Source organism: Glycomyces albidus (genome assembly GCF_009451885.1).
Classification (GTDB): Bacteria; Actinomycetota; Actinomycetes; order Mycobacteriales; family Micromonosporaceae; genus Glycomyces; species Glycomyces albidus.
In genome coordinates this window covers 1-19,355 of sequence record NZ_WIAO01000037.1, presented here as the reverse complement: position 1 = coordinate 19,355, position 19,355 = coordinate 1, and the positions used below count along the sequence as shown (strand labels likewise).

Annotated in this window: 18 protein-coding genes and 1 rRNA gene; 7 read left to right on the top strand and 12 right to left on the bottom strand. The window is 70.7% G+C overall.

Annotation, left to right across the window (positions count from 1 at the left end; translation table 11 throughout):
• Positions 1 to 2 precede the first annotated feature (2 nt).
• The 5 genes from GFD30_RS21885 (at position 3) to GFD30_RS21865 (ending at position 6,239) form a co-directional block, all read left to right on the top strand.
• Entirely contained in the window at positions 3 to 845 is an 843-nt protein-coding gene (locus GFD30_RS21885; protein WP_322633494.1) for an enoyl-CoA hydratase-related protein, read from the top strand.
• Positions 803 to 1,657, top strand: coding sequence for a hypothetical protein (locus GFD30_RS21880; protein WP_153027291.1), 855 nt, complete (start codon positions 803 to 805; stop codon positions 1,655 to 1,657). The genes GFD30_RS21885 and GFD30_RS21880 overlap by 43 nt, the downstream gene beginning before the upstream one ends.
• Positions 1,658 to 1,788: 131 nt before the next feature.
• Positions 1,789 to 3,447: an alkaline phosphatase D family protein gene (locus tag GFD30_RS21875; protein WP_153027290.1), complete on the top strand. Its 1,659-nt coding sequence runs from the start codon at positions 1,789 to 1,791 to the stop codon at positions 3,445 to 3,447.
• A 196-nt stretch (positions 3,448 to 3,643) separates the two neighbouring features.
• Positions 3,644 to 4,366 carry a hypothetical protein gene (locus GFD30_RS21870; protein WP_194202067.1) on the top strand — a complete coding sequence of 241 codons (723 nt, stop codon included), beginning with the start codon at positions 3,644 to 3,646 and terminating at the stop codon, positions 4,364 to 4,366.
• Positions 4,367 to 4,574: 208 nt separating this feature from the next.
• Positions 4,575 to 6,239, top strand: coding sequence for a right-handed parallel beta-helix repeat-containing protein (locus GFD30_RS21865; protein ID WP_227996830.1), 1,665 nt, complete (start codon positions 4,575 to 4,577; stop codon positions 6,237 to 6,239).
• Between the two features lie 75 nt (positions 6,240 to 6,314).
• Here GFD30_RS21865 and lepA read toward each other — a convergent pair whose 3' ends face one another.
• Complete coding sequence (gene lepA / locus GFD30_RS21860) at positions 6,315 to 8,147, bottom strand: translation elongation factor 4 (RefSeq protein ID WP_322633493.1); 1,833 nt, start codon at positions 8,145 to 8,147, stop codon at positions 6,315 to 6,317.
• A 173-nt stretch (positions 8,148 to 8,320) separates the two neighbouring features.
• Complete coding sequence (locus GFD30_RS21855) at positions 8,321 to 9,355, bottom strand: YhgE/Pip domain-containing protein (protein ID WP_194202066.1); 1,035 nt, start codon at positions 9,353 to 9,355, stop codon at positions 8,321 to 8,323.
• 91 nt (positions 9,356 to 9,446) lie between these two features.
• Here GFD30_RS21855 and GFD30_RS21850 point away from each other — a divergent pair, with 91 nt between their 5' ends.
• The gene (locus tag GFD30_RS21850) at positions 9,447 to 10,166 is read left to right on the top strand and encodes a TetR/AcrR family transcriptional regulator (RefSeq protein ID WP_153027288.1); all 720 of its coding nucleotides are present in this window, start codon (positions 9,447 to 9,449) and stop codon (positions 10,164 to 10,166) included.
• A 134-nt stretch (positions 10,167 to 10,300) separates the two neighbouring features.
• Positions 10,301 to 10,573, top strand: coding sequence for a 30S ribosomal protein S20 (rpsT, locus tag GFD30_RS27630; RefSeq protein WP_322633492.1), 273 nt, complete (start codon positions 10,301 to 10,303; stop codon positions 10,571 to 10,573).
• Positions 10,574 to 11,044: 471 nt separating this feature from the next.
• On the opposite strand, the gene GFD30_RS21840 is transcribed toward rpsT, so the two are convergent.
• The 10 genes from GFD30_RS21840 to rrf form a co-directional block, all read right to left on the bottom strand.
• Positions 11,045 to 11,296 carry a hypothetical protein gene (locus GFD30_RS21840; protein WP_153027286.1) on the bottom strand — a complete coding sequence of 84 codons (252 nt, stop codon included), beginning with the start codon at positions 11,294 to 11,296 and terminating at the stop codon, positions 11,045 to 11,047.
• Complete coding sequence (gene holA / locus GFD30_RS21835) at positions 11,289 to 12,278, bottom strand: DNA polymerase III subunit delta (RefSeq protein ID WP_322633491.1); 990 nt, start codon at positions 12,276 to 12,278, stop codon at positions 11,289 to 11,291. The genes GFD30_RS21840 and holA overlap by 8 nt, the downstream gene beginning before the upstream one ends.
• Before the next feature lie 155 nt (positions 12,279 to 12,433).
• Positions 12,434 to 14,749, bottom strand: coding sequence for a ComEC/Rec2 family competence protein (locus tag GFD30_RS21830; protein ID WP_153027285.1), 2,316 nt, complete (start codon positions 14,747 to 14,749; stop codon positions 12,434 to 12,436).
• Between the two features lie 43 nt (positions 14,750 to 14,792).
• The gene (locus GFD30_RS21825) at positions 14,793 to 15,566 is read right to left on the bottom strand and encodes a helix-hairpin-helix domain-containing protein (RefSeq protein WP_153027284.1); all 774 of its coding nucleotides are present in this window, start codon (positions 15,564 to 15,566) and stop codon (positions 14,793 to 14,795) included.
• A 143-nt stretch (positions 15,567 to 15,709) separates the two neighbouring features.
• The gene (locus GFD30_RS21820; protein WP_322633490.1) at positions 15,710 to 16,567 is read right to left on the bottom strand and encodes a DegV family protein; all 858 of its coding nucleotides are present in this window, start codon (positions 16,565 to 16,567) and stop codon (positions 15,710 to 15,712) included.
• A 13-nt stretch (positions 16,568 to 16,580) separates the two neighbouring features.
• The gene (locus GFD30_RS21815) at positions 16,581 to 16,862 is read right to left on the bottom strand and encodes a hypothetical protein (RefSeq protein WP_227996828.1); all 282 of its coding nucleotides are present in this window, start codon (positions 16,860 to 16,862) and stop codon (positions 16,581 to 16,583) included.
• A gap of 285 nt (positions 16,863 to 17,147) precedes the next feature.
• On the bottom strand, positions 17,148 to 17,801 hold the full coding sequence (locus tag GFD30_RS21810; RefSeq protein WP_194202065.1) for a histidine phosphatase family protein: 654 nt from the start codon (positions 17,799 to 17,801) through the stop codon (positions 17,148 to 17,150).
• Complete coding sequence (rsfS, locus tag GFD30_RS27250; protein ID WP_322633489.1) at positions 17,798 to 18,220, bottom strand: ribosome silencing factor; 423 nt, start codon at positions 18,218 to 18,220, stop codon at positions 17,798 to 17,800. Before rsfS ends, GFD30_RS21810 begins: the two co-directional genes overlap by 4 nt.
• A gap of 119 nt (positions 18,221 to 18,339) precedes the next feature.
• Positions 18,340 to 18,981 (bottom strand): nicotinate-nucleotide adenylyltransferase, encoded by a 642-nt coding sequence (gene nadD, locus GFD30_RS21800; RefSeq protein WP_322633488.1) that lies wholly within the window; start codon positions 18,979 to 18,981, stop codon positions 18,340 to 18,342.
• Between the two features lie 47 nt (positions 18,982 to 19,028).
• Positions 19,029 to 19,145, bottom strand: a 5S ribosomal RNA gene (gene rrf, locus GFD30_RS21795).
• Positions 19,146 to 19,355: the final 210 nt, after the last annotated feature.

Genomic DNA, 19,355 nt, shown 5'->3' with positions numbered 1-19,355 from the left:
GCGTGAACGGCAACCCAGCTCTCGTCAAGTACCGCGCCGACGTGAACGTGGCCTCGATTACCCTCGACGCCCCGCAGCGGCGCAACGCGCTCTCGACCCGCATGATCGGCGAGCTTCGCGAGGCCGTCGCGGCAGCGGTGGCCGACCCGCAGGTGCGGGTCATCGTGATCGACCACACCGGGCCCGTGTTCTGCGCGGGCGCGGACCTGAAGGAGTCGGCCGCGGCCGCGGGCCTCGAGGAGCTGCCGGCGGCGCACCTGGCCGAGCTGCTCGCGGACATGTGCGAGGCCCCGAAGCCGGTGGTCGTGGTGGCGAGGGGCGGCGCGAAGGGCGGCGGCATGGGCCTCATCGCCGCGGCGGACCTGGTCGTCGCGATCCACGATGCGCCGATGTCGTTCAGCGAGGTGCGGCTGGGCGTGGTCCCGGCCGTGATCGCGCCGGTGGTGGCGCGGAAGCTGAGCCCGGGGCTGATGCGCCGGCTGTTCCTGACCGGCGAGTCCTTCGACGCGGTGCGGGCCGGAACATGGGAGCTGGTGACGGTCGCGGTCGACGCGGGCTCGGTCGAGGAGCGGCAGCGCGATCTGGTGGAGCGCCTGCTCGCGGGCGGCCCGTCGGCCCAGGCCGGAATCAAAGCGCTTACGGCCGCACCGGATCTGCGTGAGCGGCTGCGCGAGGCGGCCGCCCTTACGGCCGAATACTTCTTCTCCGAAGAGGGGAGGGAAGGGGTCCGTTCGTTCATTGAGAAACGCACCCCTTCTTGGGTAGGCTTACCAGCCGCCGACCGACCAGATCGGAGTCACCCTTGCGCGCACTCCTGGCCCTGTCCGCGCTCCTCGCGGCCCTGATCCTCGCGGGCTGCACCGAGGACGCGCGGGACGCCCTGCGCCCCAGCCGGACCGGCTGCTACTTCACGTCGGGCGGCGCGTCCGCGCACCTGACGGCCGAGCAGGCGGCGAACGCGGCGACGATCGCCGCGGTCGGCCTGCGCGACGGCATGGACGAGCGGGCCGTGGCCGTGGCGATCACCACGGCCATGCAGGAGTCGGAGCTGGTGAACGTGAACTACGGGCACGACGACTCCCTGGGCCTGTTCCAGCAGCGCCCGAGCATGGGCTGGGGCAGCGAGGAAGAGCTCATGGACCCGGTCTACGCCTCGTTCAAGTTCTACGAGAAGCTGCAGCGCACCGACGGCTGGCGGGACATGACGCTCGCCCAGGCCGCGCAGGCGGTCCAGGTGAGCGCCTACCCGGACCTGTACAAGCAGTGGGAGGACGAGGCGGTCGTCATCGCCGCGGTGCTCGCCGGGGGCCAGGAGGGCGGCATCGGGTGCGTGAAGGGCAGCGCCGACGAGGTCGCCGCCGACCCGGCCGCGCTCGCGGAGGCGTACGCGTACCAGTGGGGCGCGGAGGTGTCCGAAACGGACGGTTCGACGGTGGTGATCGACCCGAGCGACGCCGCGGACGGCTGGAACCGGGCCGCGTGGGCGGTGGCGCGCGCGTACGACCACGCCGTCGCGAGCGTCGCGTACGGCGGGATGGTCTGGACCCCAGGGGAAGACGACTGGACCGCGCCGGAGACGGAGACGCACGGAGAGGCCGCGGTCCAGACCGCGAACGACAGCCACTCCGCGGTGATCATCACCTTCGCCGCGGCCTGATCCGGCGCGGGCTCGGCAGAGTTCCGCCCCGGTTCACCGACGTGTCGACCGGGCGTTCCGGGCAATCCACGCTACCTTGCTGGGCTGTGGGGGTCGCAAACCCGCTCAACTCCCCCGAAGCGAGGTCCATAATGCGCTTGTCGCGCCGAATCCTGCTCGCGTCCTCCGGTCTCGCCGCCGCCGCGGTCCCCACCGCCGCCTGGGCCGAGACGAGAATCCACCCCGTCCTCGAATCCGACCCGTTCACCCTCGGCGTCGCCTCGGGCGACCCCGAGCCCGACGGCGTGGTCCTGTGGACCCGCCTCGCGGTCGACCCGCTCGCCGAGGACGGCTTCGGCGGCATGCCGAACGCGGTCTTCGACGTCAAGTGGGAGGTCGCCAAGGACGAGCACTTCCGCCGCCGCGTCGCCTCCGGGCACGTCCAGACCGCCGCCCAGGTCGGTTTCAGCGTCCACATCGAAGTCGACGGCCTGGACTCGGGCCGCGAGTACTACTACCGGTTCAAGACCGGCCGGTGGACGTCCCCGGTCGGTCGGACCCTCACCGCTCCCTCGCGCTGGGCGATGCCGGACGAGCTGCGCATGTCGTTCGCGTCCTGCTCGCAGTACGAGCACGGCTACTTCACCGCCTACCGGCACATGGCCGATTCCCGCCCCGACCTCATCCTCCACCTGGGCGACTACCAGTACGAGTACAAGGCCGGCGTGTACAACTCCCCCAACGGGAACGTGCGCGACCACGAAGGGCCCGAGACGGTGACGCTCGCGACCTACCGCCAGCGCCACGCCCAGTACAAGGCCGACCCGGATCTCCAGGCGGCGCACCACGTCGCGCCCTGGCTGGTGGTGTGGGACGACCACGAGACCGAGAACAACTGGGCCGACGAGGTCCCCGAGGCCGGCTCGGACACGCCGGACCCGGAGGACTTCCTGGCGCGCCGGGCCGCGGCGTTCCAGGCGTACTGGGAGAACATGCCGCTGCGGCGCTCCTCGGTGCCCGACGGCATCGACATGCAGCTCTACCGGCGGGTCCGGTGGGGGCGCCTGGCGAACTTCCACATGCTCGACACCCGCCAGTACCGCGACGACCAGGCGTGCGGCGACGGGACGCAGAGCAACTGCGCCGACGCGTGGGACGAGTCCCGCACGATCACCGGTGCGGCGCAGGAGGAGTGGCTCATCGACGGCTTCCACGAGTCGCGCGCCCGCTGGGACGTGATCGGGCAGCAGGTGTTCTTCACGCAGCGCGACAACAGCGCCGCCGCCGACGTCCTGCGCACGAGCATGGACGGCTGGGACGGGTACGCGGCCTCGCGGCAGCGGATCATCGACGGCTGGGTCGAGGCGGGGGTGCGGAACCCGGTGGTGCTCACCGGCGACGTGCATACGCACTGGGCCGGCGAGATCCTCCCGGACTTCCCGGACGCGCAGGGGGACTCGGTGGGCGTGGAGCTGGTGGCCACGTCGATCACGTCCGGCGGCAACGGCGCCGACTCGGTGCCGGAGGACAACTCGGTGCTCAAGATCAACCCGCACATCAAGTTCCGCAACGCGCAGCGCGGTTACGTCGAGACGGTGATCACGCCCGAGCAGATGGACGTGAACTTCCAGGTCGTCCCGCAGGTGACCGTGCAGGACGCGCCGGTGTACACGCGCCGGTCGTACACGGTCGCCGACCGGGACCGCACGCTCCACCAGACGTACGACCGCCCGGTTGACGCGGCGGCGATGTCGACGAACACGAGCCCGTTCGCGAACTCGGACGAGAACGCGGACGACTACCTGAACTAGCCTCCCGCAATGGAAAGGGCGGCGCCGCCGGCGCCGCCCTTTCACCGTCCATTCAGGTGGTGACGGGACCTGCCGCCCGGTCCTCCGATCGCCGTGTCGGACGGGCGTGCGCAGCGGCACCGCGGCCCCCGGGCCTGGCGCGCAGCGGCTACAGTGAGCGGTGATAACCACCCTTCTCTTGCCCGGAGCAGCGACTATGACGTATCCGCCCCAATCGCACGAACCGAATCAGTACGGCGCCGCCCCCGGCCCCGGCGGCCCCGGACCGCAGCCCGGCCCGTCCGGCGACTTCGCCACCGAATGGGGCATCAAGGAGCACCCGGCGCGCCCCAAGAAGGTCAATCAGCTCACGCAGCTCCTGTGGGCCTACTTCGGCCTGTCGGTGCTCATGCTCGTCTTCTCGATCATCGGCGTCGCGACCGCGCCGTGGTGGATGGGCGTCGGCTTCCTGGTGGTGACCGGCATCGTCGGCCTGGTCTTCCACGCCCTCTCGGTCGTGATCGCGTGGTTCATCACGAAGGACAAGCTCGGCGTCTTCGGCGCCCAGGACCCGCGCATCCCGCTGTACGTCGGGCTCGGCCTCCTCGGCCTGTTCTCGCTGGGCGGCCTGTGGAGCGGCTGGGGCTGGCTCGCGGCGCTCAGCGTCCTGATCGGACTCGCCCGCCTCGGCGCCGTCGGCGCCGGCTTCTACCTGCTCACCCAGCCCGAGGTCGAGCACTACCTGCGTTCGCGCCCCGGCAACCAGCCCAAGCCGCCGGCCGCGCCGCCGCAGGGCGGGTACCAGCAGCAGCCTCCGGCCGGGTACCAGCAGCAGGCCCCGCAGGGCTACCCGCAGCAGCCCCCGGCCCAGGGGCACCCGCAACAGCAGCCTCCGGCTCCCGGCCACCAGGCGCCGCCGCCCGGTTACCCGCAGCAGTAGCACGTCGAAAGCCCAAGGGGCGGAGCCGATTCGGTTTCGCCCCTTCGCCATGCCCGGGGCCTCTCCAACGCCTGCGGGAAGCGCTTGCGAGCGATCCTCGAAAAGTTTAGGCAATCGGTTGCACCGAAACTATTGACGCCGTGAAAGCCCTTGCCTTAGATTCATTCAAATGCCTCAATATCTTCCCCTACTGAGAGGTAGTCAGCGAATGCGACGCACGGCAAGACTCCGGATCGGAGCGGCCCTGGCCGCGGCGGCGGTGGTGATCACCGGGACGGCCATGTCGATGACGATGGCCGCGGCGGATCCGGCCGCGAGCCCGTCCTACTCGGCCCAGGCGCTCGGCCCGAACCTCAGCCTCGGCGCGGGCGCCGACGGCACCAGCAAGGCCGGCGGCACCAGCTACGGCAACGTCATCGACGGCAACGCGAGCACCTACTGGTCCCCCAGCGGCACCACCGGCCGCATCTCCGTCAAATGGGGCTCGGCGCAGACCGTCTCCACCATCGTCATCAAGGAGGCCGCGGGCGCGGTCGGCAACATCGGCAACTGGCAGGTCGTCTACAACGGCAACGGGTCCGTGCTCGCCTCCGGCACGGGCGCGGGCACCATCACGTTCGCGGCGACCTCCCTCACCAAGATCAACTTCGTCATCACCAGCGCGAGCGCGACCCCGCGCGTCGCCGAGTTCGAGACCTACGCGGGCACGCCCGACGGCGGCGGGACCGAAGAGCCCACGACGCCGGACGACCCGACGACCCCCGACGACCCCGGCACCACGCCCCCGCCGTCCTCCGACGCGCTCTACGCGGCCCCCAACGGCTCCGCGAGCGCCGACGGCTCGATCGCCAACCCGACCACGCTCGCCTCGGCGATCAGCCGGATCAACCCCGGCGGCACCATCTACCTGCGCGGCGGCACCTACAACCTGTCGACCACCATCGACATCCCGCCGGGCAAGGACGGCACCTCGGGCAACCGCACCGAGCTGTTCGCCTACGGCACCGAGAAGCCGGTGCTCAACTTCTCGGCGCAGGCCGAGAACTCCGCCAACCGCGGCATCGCGCTCGGCGGCGACTGGTGGCACTTCAAGGGCTTCGTGGTCGAGCACGCCGGCGACAACGGCATCCTGGTCGGCGGCAGCAACAACGTCATCGAACGGGTCGTGACCCGGCACAACGCCGACACCGGACTCCAGATCGCCCGGTACACCGCGGGCGCGCCCTCGAGCGAATGGCCGGCGAACAACCTCATCCTCAGCGCCGAGTCGCACGACAACGTCGACTCCGACGGCGAGGACGCCGACGGCTTCGCCGCGAAGCTGACCTCCGGCGACGGCAACGTGTTCCGGTTCTGCGTGGCCCACAACAACATCGACGACGGCTGGGACCTGTACACCAAGTCCGACACCGGCCCGATCGGCGAAGTGACCATCGAGGACTCGCTCGCGTACGACAACGGCACCCTCTCCAACGGCGGCCAGGCCGGCGCCGGCGACCGCAACGGGTTCAAGCTGGGCGGCGAGGACATCGCCGTCGACCACACGGTCGTGCGCACGATCGCGTTCGAGAACGGCAAGCACGGATTCACCTACAACTCGAACCCCGGCTCCATGACGATCTCGAACAACCTGAGCATCCGCAACGGCGAACGCAACTTCAACTTCGACGCCGGAAGCTCGGTCTTCCGCGGGAACACCTCCTGCGACAGCGGCTCGAACGACCGCATCGTCGGCAACTCGGACGGCTCGAACCAGTGGGACACCGGATCGAACGGATCCCGGTGCTCGGCGTACAGCGGCAGCCTGAGCTGGAGCTTCAACTCCAGCGGGACGCTCGTGGTGACCATCGGCGGCAACGTCGTGGACCTGTAGGCACCGACCCCGAAGAGAGCGAGGCGGCCGCCCCCGGTTCCGGGGGCGGCCGCCTCATCGCGTCGTTCGCGGCCGCTACTCCTCGTCGGTCCGAAGCGCGGCGATGAACGCCTCCTGGGGGACTTCGACGCGGCCGATGTTCTTCATGCGCTTCTTGCCCTCCTTCTGCTTCTCGAGGAGCTTGCGCTTGCGGGAGATGTCGCCGCCGTAGCACTTGGCGAGGACGTCCTTGCGCAGTGCGCGGATGGTCTCGCGGGCGATGATGCGCGAGCCGATCGCCGCCTGGATCGGCACCTCGAACTGCTGGCGCGGGATGAGCTTCTTGAGCCGCTCGCTCAACCGCACCCCGTACGCGTAGGCCTGGTCCTTGTGGACGATCGCGGCGAACGCGTCGACCCGCTCGCCTTGGAGCAGGATGTCGACCTTCACCAGGTCGGACTCCTGGGAGCCCTCGATGTCGTAGTCGAGCGAGGCGTAGCCCTTGGTGCGCGACTTGAGCTGGTCGAAGAAGTCGAAGACGATCTCGGCGAGCGGCAGCGTGTACCGGATCTCGACCCGGTCGGTCGAGAGGTAGTCCATGCCGAGCTGCACGCCGCGCTTGGTCTGGCACAGCTCCATGACCGTCCCGATGTACTCCTTCGGCGTCAGGATGGTCGCCTTGGCGATCGGCTCGGTGATCGAGTAGATCTTGCCCTCGGGGAACTCCGAGGGGTTGGTGACCTCGACGTGCTCGCCGTCCTCTTTGACGACCTGGTAGACCACGTTCGGCGCGGTCGAGATCAGGTCGAGGTTGAACTCGCGCTCGAGGCGCTCCTGGATGATCTCCAGGTGCAGCAGGCCGAGGAAGCCGACGCGGAAGCCGAAGCCGAGCGCGGCGGACGTCTCGGGCTCGTACTGGAGCGCGGCGTCGTTGAGCTGGAGCTTGTCGAGGGCCTCGCGCAGGTTCCCGTAGTCGGAGCCGTCGATCGGGTACAGCCCCGAGTAGACCATGGGCTTGGCCTCGGTATAGCCGGGCAGCGCCTCGGTTGCCGGGTTCTTGTTGAGCGTGACCGTGTCGCCGACCTTGGACTGGCGGACGTCCTTCACGCCGGTGATGAGGTACCCGACCTCGCCGACGCCGAGGGCCTTCGAGACGACCGGCTCGGGGCTGATGACGCCGATCTCGAGCAGCTCGTGGTCGGCGCGGGTCGACATCATGCGGATGCGGTCGCGGGCGCTGAGCTTGCCGTCGACGACCCGGATGTAGGTGATCACGCCGCGGTAGACGTCGTAGACGGAGTCGAAGATCATCGCGCGGGCGGGCGCGTCGGCGTCGCCCACCGGCGGCGGGACCTGCGCGACGACCGCGTCCAGGAGCTCGGCCACGCCGGCACCGGTCTTGCCGGAGACGCGGAAGACGTCCTCGGGCTCGCAGCCGATGAGGTTCGCGAGCTCCTCGGCGTACCGGTCCGGGTCGGCCGAGGGCAGGTCGATCTTGTTGAGCACCGGGATGATCGTGAGGTCGTTGCTCATCGCCAGGTACAGGTTCGCGAGGGTCTGCGCCTCGATGCCCTGCGCGGCGTCGACCAGCAGGATCGCGCCTTCGCAGGCGGCGAGCGAGCGGGACACCTCGTAGGTGAAGTCGACGTGCCCGGGGGTGTCGATCATGTTCAGGACGAAGTCCCGCCCCTCGGCCTCGCCGGAGCGGGCCTGCCAGGGCATGCGCACGGCCTGGGACTTCACGGTGATGCCGCGCTCGCGCTCGATGTCCATCCGGTCGAGGTACTGCGCGCGCATCTGGCGGGCGTCGACGACCTCGGTGATCTGCAGCATGCGGTCGGCCAGCGTGGATTTCCCGTGGTCGATGTGCGCGATGATGCAGAAGTTCCGGATCGACTCCGGCGCGGTCGAACCTGGCGCGTTGGTCACGTTGACCTTCCTTGATCGGATGGGTGGGCGTGCCAATTCTGCCTTACCGGCCGAGAGCACCCTGCACAGCCAGCGGGAAAAGGCGCCCCGCTCACTACCGGCGCGCCGGAGCCCGCCGAACGCTCGGGCCGCCCCCGCCGGCGGGCGGGAGCGGCCCCGGACCCGCGGCGGTGCTAGACGGCGACCTCGGCGCGCTCCGGTTCGTCGGCGCCGACGGCCCTGACCTTGGCCCGGACCGCTCCGATGACGAACAGCACGGCGCCGGCGGCGAGCCAGGCGGCGAGCACCCAGACCGCCGTCGAGGCGCCGTTGCCGTCGAAGTACGCGGTCGAACGCAGCAGCGTCCCGCCCGCGCCCGGCGTCAGGTACTGGCCGAACTCGCCCCAGGGCGCGGGGAGCATCTCCGGCGCGCTGGTCATGCCCGACAGCGGGTTCCCGACGAGCATCACGATCACCGCGCCGAGCGCCAGTCCGGCGCGGCCGAGCAGCTTGACTAGGCCGATGATCGACCACGCGGTGGCCGCCATCGCGAGCGCGAGCGCGCCGGCGATCGGCAGGAAGTCGCCGTCGAGCGATTCGAGGACGTACAGCAGGACGGCCGCGACGGCCGCGCCGACGGCCGGGGGCGCGAGGATCGCGGCCGCGGCCTGGCGTCCGGAACCGCGCACGGTCAGTCCGATGAGGGCGGCGACCACGATGCCGCCCATGGCGAGCGGCAGTGCGGACGCGGAGAGGCCGGCCCCGTTCGGGTCGTCGGCCGGGAGCGCCACGAGGTCGTCGACGGTGACCTCGACGGTCTGCCCGCTCGCCTGGCCCATCTGGGCGGCGATCTGGTCGGCGATGCCCGTCGCGAGGCGGGCGACCACGGGCGAGGCGGCCGAGGCGGTGTAGACGGTGACCCCGTCGGGGGCGATCTGGAGGGCGGCGTAGACCTCGCGCTCCCGGATGAGCGTCTCGGCCTCGCCGGCGTCGGCGGCGGCGGTGACGTCGAAGGCGTCGGGCTGGGCCTCGTCGAGCTGGTCCTGGACCTGCTCGGCGGCCGCTTCGGGGCCGACGACGGCGATCGGGAGTTCGTTGGGGCCCATGTCGGCCGAGGGCCAGGCGAAGGCGAGCGTGATGACGCCGACGATGAGCGCGAGGCCGACGCTGAGGCCGATCACGCGCCCGATCGGGGTGTTCGTTGCGGTGGCGGGTGTAGAGGTGGTCATGACGGTTTCCAATCCTTCGTAAGATACGGCCAGTATCTTAGATAGGATTAGATATACCATAAGAAACGGTCAGTATCTAGGAGGGTCGCTGATGTCACGCACGCCCGCCGTCCGGCGGCGAGGTGAAGTCCTCGAGCAGGCGATCCTCGACGCCACGTGGGAGGAGATCCAAGCGGTCGGCTTCACCAAGCTCACGATGGAGGGAGTGGCGAAGCGGGCCGGCACGAGCAAGCCGGTGCTGTACCGGCGCTGGGCGGACCGGACCGAGCTGATCATGGCCTGCGCCGTCAGCCGCATGCCCACCGTCGAGTCGGTCCCCGACACCGGGTCGCTCCGCGGGGACGCCGTCGAGCTGCTCACCCAGCTCCGCGACCGGATGAGCGCGGTCGGGCCGATCGTCATCGTCACGCTGGTCGGCGAGGTCACGCACTATCCGACGTTCCGCCGGGAGTTCCTCCACAAGTTCATCGACCGGCTGGTGGAGCTCATGAACGAGACCGTGCTCGACCGCGCCGTCGCACGGGGCGAGATCACCGAATCCCAGCTCACCGACCGGCTCCGGCGCCTGCCGATCGATCTGGCCCGCAATGAGTTCCTCATCACCGGCGCCATCGCCGACGAGGCGATCGAGGAGATCATCGACCAGGTCTTTCTGCCTGCGCTGCACTACAGGAGGAACCTGCCGGCCGAAGCGGCGGAGCCCGCCCCGGAGCCGTCGCCGGCGCCCGGGGACCGCCGATCCGAGCGCCGGGGAGTTACCGGGGCTACAGCCGGGGACCGGGAGGCGGACGCTGGCCGCGACCTGGTGTAACCTGGCTCGCGGTCATGCTCCCAGGGCGTGCGTGTTGCTCGGGTCCTGGTAACGTTGACAGGCGCTCGGAGTGCCCTCTGCCTCTGACGCGATCAATTAAGGAACCAAGCAATCACGAAACTGAGGCTTCACGCGTGGCGAACATCAAGTCCAAGGAAAAGCGCATTCTGACGAACGAGAAGCGCCGTATCCGCAACAAGTCTGTGAAGTCGTCGCTCAAGACGTCCGTCCGGAAGTTCCGTGAGGCGTCGGCCACTGGCGACGTCGCAGCTGCAGAGACCCACCTGCGCGCCGCCAGCCGCGAGCTGGACAAGGCCGCGACCAAGGGCGTCATTCACAAGAACCAGGCCGCGCAGCGCAAGTCGAAGCTCGCCGCCGCCTACAACAAGCTGGCCGCCAACGCCTGAGCGCGCGCCGACCGGCGATAAAGCTTCAGAAGGCCCGGGGCATCGCCCCGGGCCTTCGGCGTCTCCGCGAATCCCGAACGGCCACGTCTCTTCCCGCGCCGGCGGGCGCGCCGCCACTGCCCGCGAATCCCGCCACGGGGCCGGGCCGCTCCGAACCGGAGCACTCTCACACCTCGCACGCAGTCTTCATTCGGGCGCCATGACCGGGCCTGAATGCTCTGCCCTGCCTGATGGCGACCACACCGGAATCGCCCTCGTGCAGGCTTCGGCGTTGTCACACCCGCCGGGCACCATCGACTCGGGGGCGACTCGATCCGGCCTCGTCTGCCTCTCGCCGTGCCCGAAAACCATCCGGGACGCACACCGCCCGTGGTACTCCAATCCCCGAGCCCACGCGGCCACCACTTCGAGGCACCGTGCATCCGGGTCGACCCGGTACCGCTCTCGCCGTACCCGAACATCGACGCTCGGTCAGCCGTGGCGGTTCAAGGCCCCGGCGACGAAGTCGTTCAGTTTCACCATGGCCGCCACCGCGAGCGGCAGGATGAGCACGACCCACCACGACACCAGCTCGGTCAGCGCCATCAGCACCGCCAGCGCGACCGACCCCTCGAAGAGCAGCACGCACATGACGTTCGACAGGTACAGGTGCCTGATTCCCAGCGCCCGCGAGTACCAGGGCCGGCGGGGGCGGCTGACCCGTCCGTGGCGGTACTCAGACACGGCCCCTCCCCGTCGCGCTCAACTGGGTGATCTGCAGGATCGCGTGCTCCAGCGCCCAGCCGCGGTCGTCGGCGCCGCCCTTCACCTCGCCGTTGAGCCGCGCGCACACCTGCATCGCCTCCGCGAGGGCGTCGGCGGTCCAGTTGCGGGCCTGCTTGCGGGCCTTCTCGACCTGCCACGGCGCCATGCCGAGCTGGCCGGCGAGCTGCGCGGCACCGCCGCGTTCGGCCGCGACCCGCGAGAGGTTCCGCACCGCCATCGCGAGCGCGTCCGCGATCGGCACCGGGTCGACGCCGACCTGCATGGCCCAGCGCAGCGCGCCCAGCGCCTCGGACGCGTCGCCGGCGATCGTCGCGTCGGCGACGGTGAAGCCCGAGACCTCCGCGCGGCCCGAGTAGTACCGGGCGACGCTCTCCTGGGTGATCTTCCCGTCGGTGTCGGCCACGAGCTGCGCGCACGCCGAGGCGAGTTCGCGCAGGTCCGAGCCGACCGCCTGGATGATCGTGTCCGCGATCTCCGCGGAGGCCGACCGCGGCGACGCGCCCGCGTCGCGCAGTTCGCCGCGCACGAACGCGACCCGGTCGGGCTGCCGCTTGATCTTCGAGACCCGCACGATCGGCACGTCGAGCTTCTTGAGCCCCTCCGACAGCGCCTTGCCCTTGTTGCCGCCGTTGTGGCACACCGCCAGGTAGATGTCCGGCGCGGGCTGCTTCGCGTACGCGAGGACCGCGGCGATGGTGTCCTTGTCGACGTCCTGGCCGGACTCGATCACGCCGACGACCGCACCGCCGAACAGGGTCGGGCTGGTGAGCTCGTTCAGCGCACCGCTGGTGAGATCGGCGCCCGCGATCCGGTTCACGGCGGGGGCGGGGTCGGTTCCGGGCATCTCGGCGCGCACCGCCTTGATGTAGTCGGCGGCGGCCCGCTCGGCGAGGAATTCGTCATCGCCCAGGATCAGGCGGATGGGTTCGAGTGCAGCCACGGCACCATCCTCCCACGCCGCGCCGCCCGGTGAGGGCGGCGACCGGTCCGGCGCCTTCCTCCCAACGCCCGCTTCATGACGCCCCGTGCCGGATCGCTGCGACCCGTCCTCCTTCCAATCACCCGAACGGCGTCGCCCGTAATCAATCCCTCACTTCAGTCCTCGGTCCTCACCTCGATCCGTCCCTCGTTCCGCGACACCGTGATGCGGCCGTCCTCGTCCGTGCGGAAGACCAGCGCGCCCCGGTCCTCCAGGATCCCGAGCGGCCCCGGGTCCGGGTGCCCGTACTCGTTGCCCGCGCCGACCCCGACCAGCGCCACCGCCGGATCGGACGCCTCCAGGAACTCGCGCACCTGGAACGACGACCCGTGATGCGGCACCTTCAGCACGTCCACGTCGAGCGCCGCCGCACGGTCCAGGAGCGCCCGCTGCCCTTCGAGTTCCACGTCCCCTGACAGCAGCACGCTCGTCCCGGCGACCTCCGCCCGCAGCGCCACGGAGTTGTTGTTCGGATCCGACCGCGTGCCGCGCAGCGGCTCCGCGGGCGGCCCCAGCACCTCCAACCGCGTCGAGCCGAACTCGAACACCGCGCCGGGAACCGCGTCCAGCAGCGGCACGGCACCGGCCCGCTCCTCGACGAGCGCGAAGCCGTACCGCGCCTCCCCCGGCGGCGGCGCGAGGATCGCGGCCACCTCACGGCCCTCCATCACGCCGCCGATGCCGGCGGTGTGGTCGATGTGGAAGTGCGACAGCACGAGCAGCGCCACCCGTTCCACGCCGAGCGCCTCGAGGCACGCGTCGATCAGCGCCGGGTCGGGTCCGGCGTCGACGACCACCGCCGCGTCCCCGGCCGGCAGCACGAGCGCATCCCCTTGGCCCACATCGCACATGGTGACGACCCAACCGGAGGGCGCGCCGCCGGTGAAGAGACACGCAGGAACCAGGCCGAGTCCCGCGGCCGCGATCACCGCCAGCACCGCACGCCGCAGCCGCCGCACATGGAGGAGACCGACCACTCCCGCCAGGACCACTGCGGACCCGATCCCCCACCGGACACCGCCCGGAACCGGAAGCAGCGCCCCGGGCACTTCGGCTCCGGTGCGCGCCAGCCAGATCAGCCACCGTGCCGGCAGCGCGGCCAACTGCGCCGCGACCTCGCCGGCCGGAACCCACACCGCCGCCGCGGCCGCGGCACCGACCGACAGCACCACCACCGGCGCGGCCACCAGCGCCGCCAGCAGGTTCACCGGCACCGACACCAGGCTCACCCCGCTGCCGAGCCCCACCAGCAGCGGTGTCACCGCCACCTGGGTCGCCACGGGAATCGTCACCGCGAGCGCGACCGGCTGCGGCCAGTCGCGGTGCTCCAGCGGTGTGGCCCACCGGAACGCCAGCAGCAGCAGCCCGACACAGGCGGCCACCGACAGCGCGAACCCCGGCTGCGCGGCCATGTCCGGATCCGCCAGCACCACCAGCAGGACCGCGGTGGCCAAGGCCGGCATCGCCGCCCGCGGCCGCCCCGCGGCCAGCGCCAGGAGCGTCATCCCCGCCATGACCGCCGCCCGCAGCACACTCGGCTGCGGTCCCGCGACGACCACGATCGCCGCCGCGGCCACGGCTCCGGCCGCCACCCGTCCGCGCGGGCCGGCCCGGCACGCCACGGCCACCGCGAGCACCGCCCCGACGATCAGGCTCAGGTGGTACCCCGAGACGACCACGAGGTGCACCAGCCCGGTCGACCGGAAATCGGCCGCCAGCTCCGGATCCATCATCGACGTGTCACCCACCGCCAGCGCCGGGATCAGCCCGGCCTCCGGCTGCGGCACCGCCTCGACGGCCGCGGCGAGCCGGTCGCGCACCTGGGCGGCGAACCGGTGCGGAAGCGTAGGCGCGCCGACGAGTTCGGGTGGCCCGCGTGCGCCGACGACCGCGGCCGTGAGCCGACCGGGCTCCGCTTCCCGAAGCACCGCGGGGACGGTGACGCGCTGCCCGGCGTCGACCTCCAGCCACTCGCCGCCGCTCGCCACGAGCAGGACCTGCCAGTTCCCTTCGACGGTCCCGGCGTCGGCGCTGAAGGAACGCAGCCGGGCGGTCGCGGTGACCGTCTCCGGTCGACGCGTCGACTGCTTCGGCACCGTGTGCACCACCAGTTCCGCTTCCCCGTGCGCTTCGGACGCGGTCAGCGCGGCGAGCCCGGCATGGTCGCGGACGGCGACATGCGCAGCCGTCACTCCCGCGCCGAGCACGGCCCCGAACGCGACCGTGGCGACGGCCGCCCCGAACCCGTGATCGTGCTTGAACCCCAACGCCGCCAGCGCCATGCACCCGGCCATGGTGAGCAGACCGCTGACGGCACCGCCGTACAGGCCGGCCAGCGCCGCCGCCCACACGCCGGCGGCTACGAGCGGCAGCCGCCAGTCCCGCCGCACCACTTCGGAAGGCGCGGGCCGCAGCATGAACTCGGCGCTCACGACCGGGCCCCTGCCCGCTCGGCCCCGGTCCGCGCCGCGCGCCTCACAGGGTCACCTGCTCGCGAAGCTGCTCGAGCAGCGCCGATCCGATGCCGGAGACCTCGGACAGCTCGTCCACGGATTGAAAACTGCCGTTGGACTCCCGGTACTCGATGATCCGCTCGGCGAGCACCGGGCCGATCCCGTTGAGGGCGTCGAGCTCCTGCGCGTCGGCGACATTGATGTTGACCAGCCCGCCCGCGCCGCCGCTGCTGCCGTCGGCACCGGGAGCCGGTGGTGCTCCTGACGCCGAGGCGTCGGGCACCGCGACGAGGTCGCCGTCGGCCACCACGCGGGCGAGGTTGAGGTACCCGGGATCGGCGCCTTCGGTGAGGCCGCCCGCGGCCTCGATGGCGTCGGCGACCCGCGAGCCCGGTTCGAGCTCGACGATCCCGGGCCTGTTGACCGCGCCGGCGACCGACACGACGATCGTCTCCGGCGACGGCTCCGCCGCCTCGGGCACCGCCGCCGGAGCTGTCGCGGCCGGTTCGGATTCGGGCCAGGACAGGATCGTCACCGAGAGGCCGACGACCGCGACGAGGACACCGACGATCGCCAGGACCCACCGGTTCAGGTGCGAGAGGCCGAAGCGGTTCTGGAGGCGCTCGAGCCGGTCCTCGAACCGGCGCGCCGGCGGCGCCCCGGGTACCGGTTCGGGCCGGCTCTCGCCGCTGTCGGCGTCGACGGTCTCCTTGCAGACCCCGTCGCCGGTCGCATGGAGCTTGAGGCGCAGCCGCGCAGCAAGGGCCTCTGATTCGGGTGGTCGTTCGCGTTCCATACCCGGGTCAACGAGCGATGGTCACGGCCGTGACTGCGATTTTTCCGGCCTGTGGATAACGCAGAGACACCTGTGGACAACCCCGGGAAGTGTGGACGGAGCGGTTCCGGCCCTGGCACAATGCCTGCCGCACCTCGCAGGGGTCAGATCACCCGGGGCCGGCGGCGGGTGATGACGCCGACCAGCCCCGGCCCGCAGTGCGCGCCGACGGCCGCGCCGACCTCGGTGACGTCCATCCGCCGCAGGCGGCCTTCGAATCGCTCCTTGAGCCAGCCCGCGAGCGCCTCCGCGCGCCGCTCGGCGCCCAAGTGGTGCACGGTCATCTCGACCTCGGCCTCGCCCGCATCGGCCACCGCGAGCGCCGCGAGGCGCTGCAGACCGCGCGTGGGAGTCCGGACCTTCTCGACCACGTCGATGCGCCCGTCCTCAACGCCCAGAATGGGTTTCACCGAGAGCGCGGTCCCGACGATCGCCCTCGCGGTGCTGATCCGGCCGCCGCGGCGCAGGTACTCGAGGGTGTCCAGGTAGAAATACGTCGTCGTCCGCCCGATCGCCTCCTGCGCGGCCGCGGCGGCCGACAGCAGGTCAAGGCCCTTCTCGGCCGCCTCCAGCGCGGCGAGCGCCGGATAGCCGACGCCCATGCCCGCCCCGAGCGAGTCGACGACCGCGACCCGGCCGCCGAACCCGGCGGCGGCGGCCTCGGCGGCCGCGACGGTCCCGGAGAGCCGACCGGACAGGTGCACGGAGACGATCCCGCCGGCGCCCTCGTCGAGCAGCCGCGTGTACGTGGCCTTCAACTCCTCGGGCGGCAGGCCGGAGGTGGTCACCGTCTGGCTCTCGCGCATCGCGCGCAGGATCGCCTCGCCGGTGACGTCCACGCCTTCGCGGTGCTCGACGCCGCCGATCAGGACCGGGATGCCGAGCACCGTCAGGCCCCGGTGCGAAGCGCGCAGCTCCGCAGGCAGGGCCGAAGTGGAATCGGTTACGACGACGACGGTCACCCGGTCACAGTACCTAACCCGCGGTCTCGGCCTCCGAGACCACGAACGGGGTGCCCTGCTGGCAGGTCGTCATCATGCCCTCGTCGATCACGCCGTGGAGCGTGACCTCGGCTCCCGCGTACACGATCGACGAGTCATAGCTGCCGTAGATCCCGTACACGGTGCCCTCATGCTCGAGGATCAGGCAGCCGGACTCGACCCCCGACTGGACCGTGCCGGTGATCGTCAGCTCCGAGGTCGACCCGGGCTTGGAGGATTCGTCGAGCGGCGGCAGGGACGGGCTGTTCTCTGGCACGGAGGTCTCCTCGGTCGTTGCGCCGGTCGGCGACTCGCTGGGACTGGTCGTGGGTGTGGCCGAGGCGTCGTCCTCGGAGCCGCCCCCGCCTGCACCGCACGCAGTGAGCAGCGCCAGCAGCAGCCCGCCGGCCACCAGCCCGGCGCCGCTCGCGATTCGTCTGATTCGGGATGTATGCGTGTCCATGACGGTTCGACGCCTCCGGTCCCGGCGCGGTTGCACCACGACCGAAGCGTAAATCCCCGGGCGGGCCCGGGTCCAGGAGTCGGCCGCGAAACCCCCGCGCTACCGGGCCAGCTGGCCTTTCGCGAGCGGGCTCGCGCCGATGGTGTGCGGGGCCGGAACGCCCAGGTTGTAGCCGAACATGCGCCACTTCCCCGACCGCATCCGCCGCAGGTCGGCCCAGTGCGCGTTGTCCATGCCCGAGAGGCTGCTGGTCGGCGCCTGGTCCCAGCCGAGGATGCCGCCGACGATCTGCCGCGCCGAGCCGCCGTGGCAGACCACGATCGCGGTCCCCTCCACGTCCGACTCGATGATGTCGCGCACCGCTTCGGCCGTGCGCCGGTGCAGTTCCGTCCAGGTCTCGATCTCGGGGTGCTGCAACGGCTCCCCGGCCCGCCACCGCCGGTGGTCCTCGGGGAACTGCTCAGCGATCTCCGAGCCCGTCAGCCCCTCCCAGGGCCCGTAACCGCGCTCCTGGAGCCGCTTGTCGAGCTCGATCTCGATCCCGGTGATCTCCGCGACCGGCCGGGCCGTGTCCACGGCGCGCCGGAGGTCCGAGGAGATGATCCGCGACGGCTCGTACCGGGCCAGCTCGGGACCGGCCTCGACCGCCTGCTTCCGGCCCGTCTCGTCGAGGTCGATGTCCGAAGAGCCCTGGATGCGACCCGCGACGTTCCATTCGGTCTGCCCGTGGCGTACGACGAGGAGCCGGTTCACCGCGCTTCCCCGCCTTCGTCCCCGCCAGTGTCGGTACGGCGCTCCCGCTCGGCCTCGGCCTGGTCGACGAACTCGATCTCGGGGCAGTCCTTCCACAGGCCGTCCAGGCCGTAGAATACCCGGGCCTCCTGGTGGAAGACGTGCACGACGATCTCGTTGTAGTCCAGGAGCACCCACTGCTCCCCGCCCTTGCCTTCACGGCGCAGGGGGCGCGTGTCGTGCTCCTTGATGAGCCGCTCCTCGACCGCGTCGACGACCGCGTGAACCTGCCGCTCGTTCGAGGCCGAGACGATCACGAAGACGTCGGTGAGCGCGATCTTCGAGGTGACGTCCCGGAGGTTGATGGCGAAGGCCTTCTTGTCGGCCGCCGCCTGGGCTGCTGAGAAGGCCAGGGTCTTGGCGGTTTCGCTTGCGGTCACGAACGCTCCTGTCGACGGATCTGCACCGGCAGTGCACCGGTTCAGCTCTAGTTTTACACGTGAGGTCCGACGCCGACCTCCCTGTTTCACGCCGGTCGCTGTGCAACACGTCCCAGCCTTCAGCCGAGGTACATCCCGCGGTCCTCGATGAACGCCGCGACCGCCTCCGGCACCAGATACCGCACCGGCTGCCCGTCCCGAACCCGCTGCCGGCATTCGGTCGAGGACAGGTCCACGGCCGGCATGTCGATGAACTCGACGTCGATGCCGAACGAGGTGTCCACCTCTCGCCGCGAATGCCCCGGCCGGTTCAACGCGATGAACTTCACGGCCTTCACGAGCTCCTCGACCCGGTGCCAGGTGTGGAGGTTCTCCAGGGAGTCGGCGCCGATGATGAAGAACAGCTCGACCGCCCCTTCGTATTCCGCGCGCACATCGGCGACCGTGTCCACTGCGTACGTGGCGCCCTCGCGGTCGATGTCGCAAGTGCTCACCCGGAACAATGGATCGGATCCGATCGCGAGCCGCGTCATCTCCAGCCGCGCAGCCGCATCGGTGACCTTGATATGGGCTTTCTGCCACGGGTCGCCGGCCGGGACGAACACCACTTCGTCCAATCGGCACTCGAATGCGGCTTCACTGGCGGCGACGAGATGCCCGAGGTGCGGCGGATCGAAAGTCCCGCCGAACACCCCGATACGACGGGCACTCTGGTCAACCACAGGCCGAATCCTATCGCGCAATACGAATTCAGGGCGCACGGAGAAGGCCCCCGCCTTGCGGTGGGGGCCTTCTCTCTCATGTTCATGTTTGGCGGTGTCCTGCTCTCCCACACCCCCTCGGGTGCAGTACCATCGGCGCTGGAAGCCGTAACGACCGGGTTCGGAATGGGACCGGGTGTGTCACTTCCGCTCTCACCACCAAACAAACCCTCGAGACGGGTCTGCTCGGCGAACACCACCACCAGTCACCCCGGACAGGGCTCCCGGTGAGGGTTCGAGCCTGAGCGTGTTGTCTCAGAATCGCATAGCGTGCGTGAATGTCTCGTTCTATCCGGCTTTCGCTGGCCGTAGTGTTGTGTTAAGTTCTCGGCGGTTAGTACCCGTCCACTCCAAACCTTGCGGCTCTTCCATGT

What these genes read in the sequence shown, in the direction of transcription:
- GFD30_RS21850 (WP_153027288.1), top strand. Translation starts at nt 9,447, where the DNA reads ATGTCACGCACGCCCGCCGTCCGGCGGCGAGGTGAAGTCCTCGAGCAG.
- GFD30_RS21875 (WP_153027290.1), top strand. Translation starts at nt 1,789, where the DNA reads ATGCGCTTGTCGCGCCGAATCCTGCTCGCGTCCTCCGGTCTCGCCGCC.
- GFD30_RS21870 (WP_194202067.1), top strand. Translation starts at nt 3,644, where the DNA reads ATGACGTATCCGCCCCAATCGCACGAACCGAATCAGTACGGCGCCGCC.
- GFD30_RS21855 (WP_194202066.1), bottom strand. Translation starts at nt 9,355, where the DNA reads ATGACCACCTCTACACCCGCCACCGCAACGAACACCCCGATCGGGCGC.
- GFD30_RS21825 (WP_153027284.1), bottom strand. Translation starts at nt 15,566, where the DNA reads ATGGAACGCGAACGACCACCCGAATCAGAGGCCCTTGCTGCGCGGCTG.
- GFD30_RS21865 (WP_227996830.1), top strand. Translation starts at nt 4,575, where the DNA reads ATGCGACGCACGGCAAGACTCCGGATCGGAGCGGCCCTGGCCGCGGCG.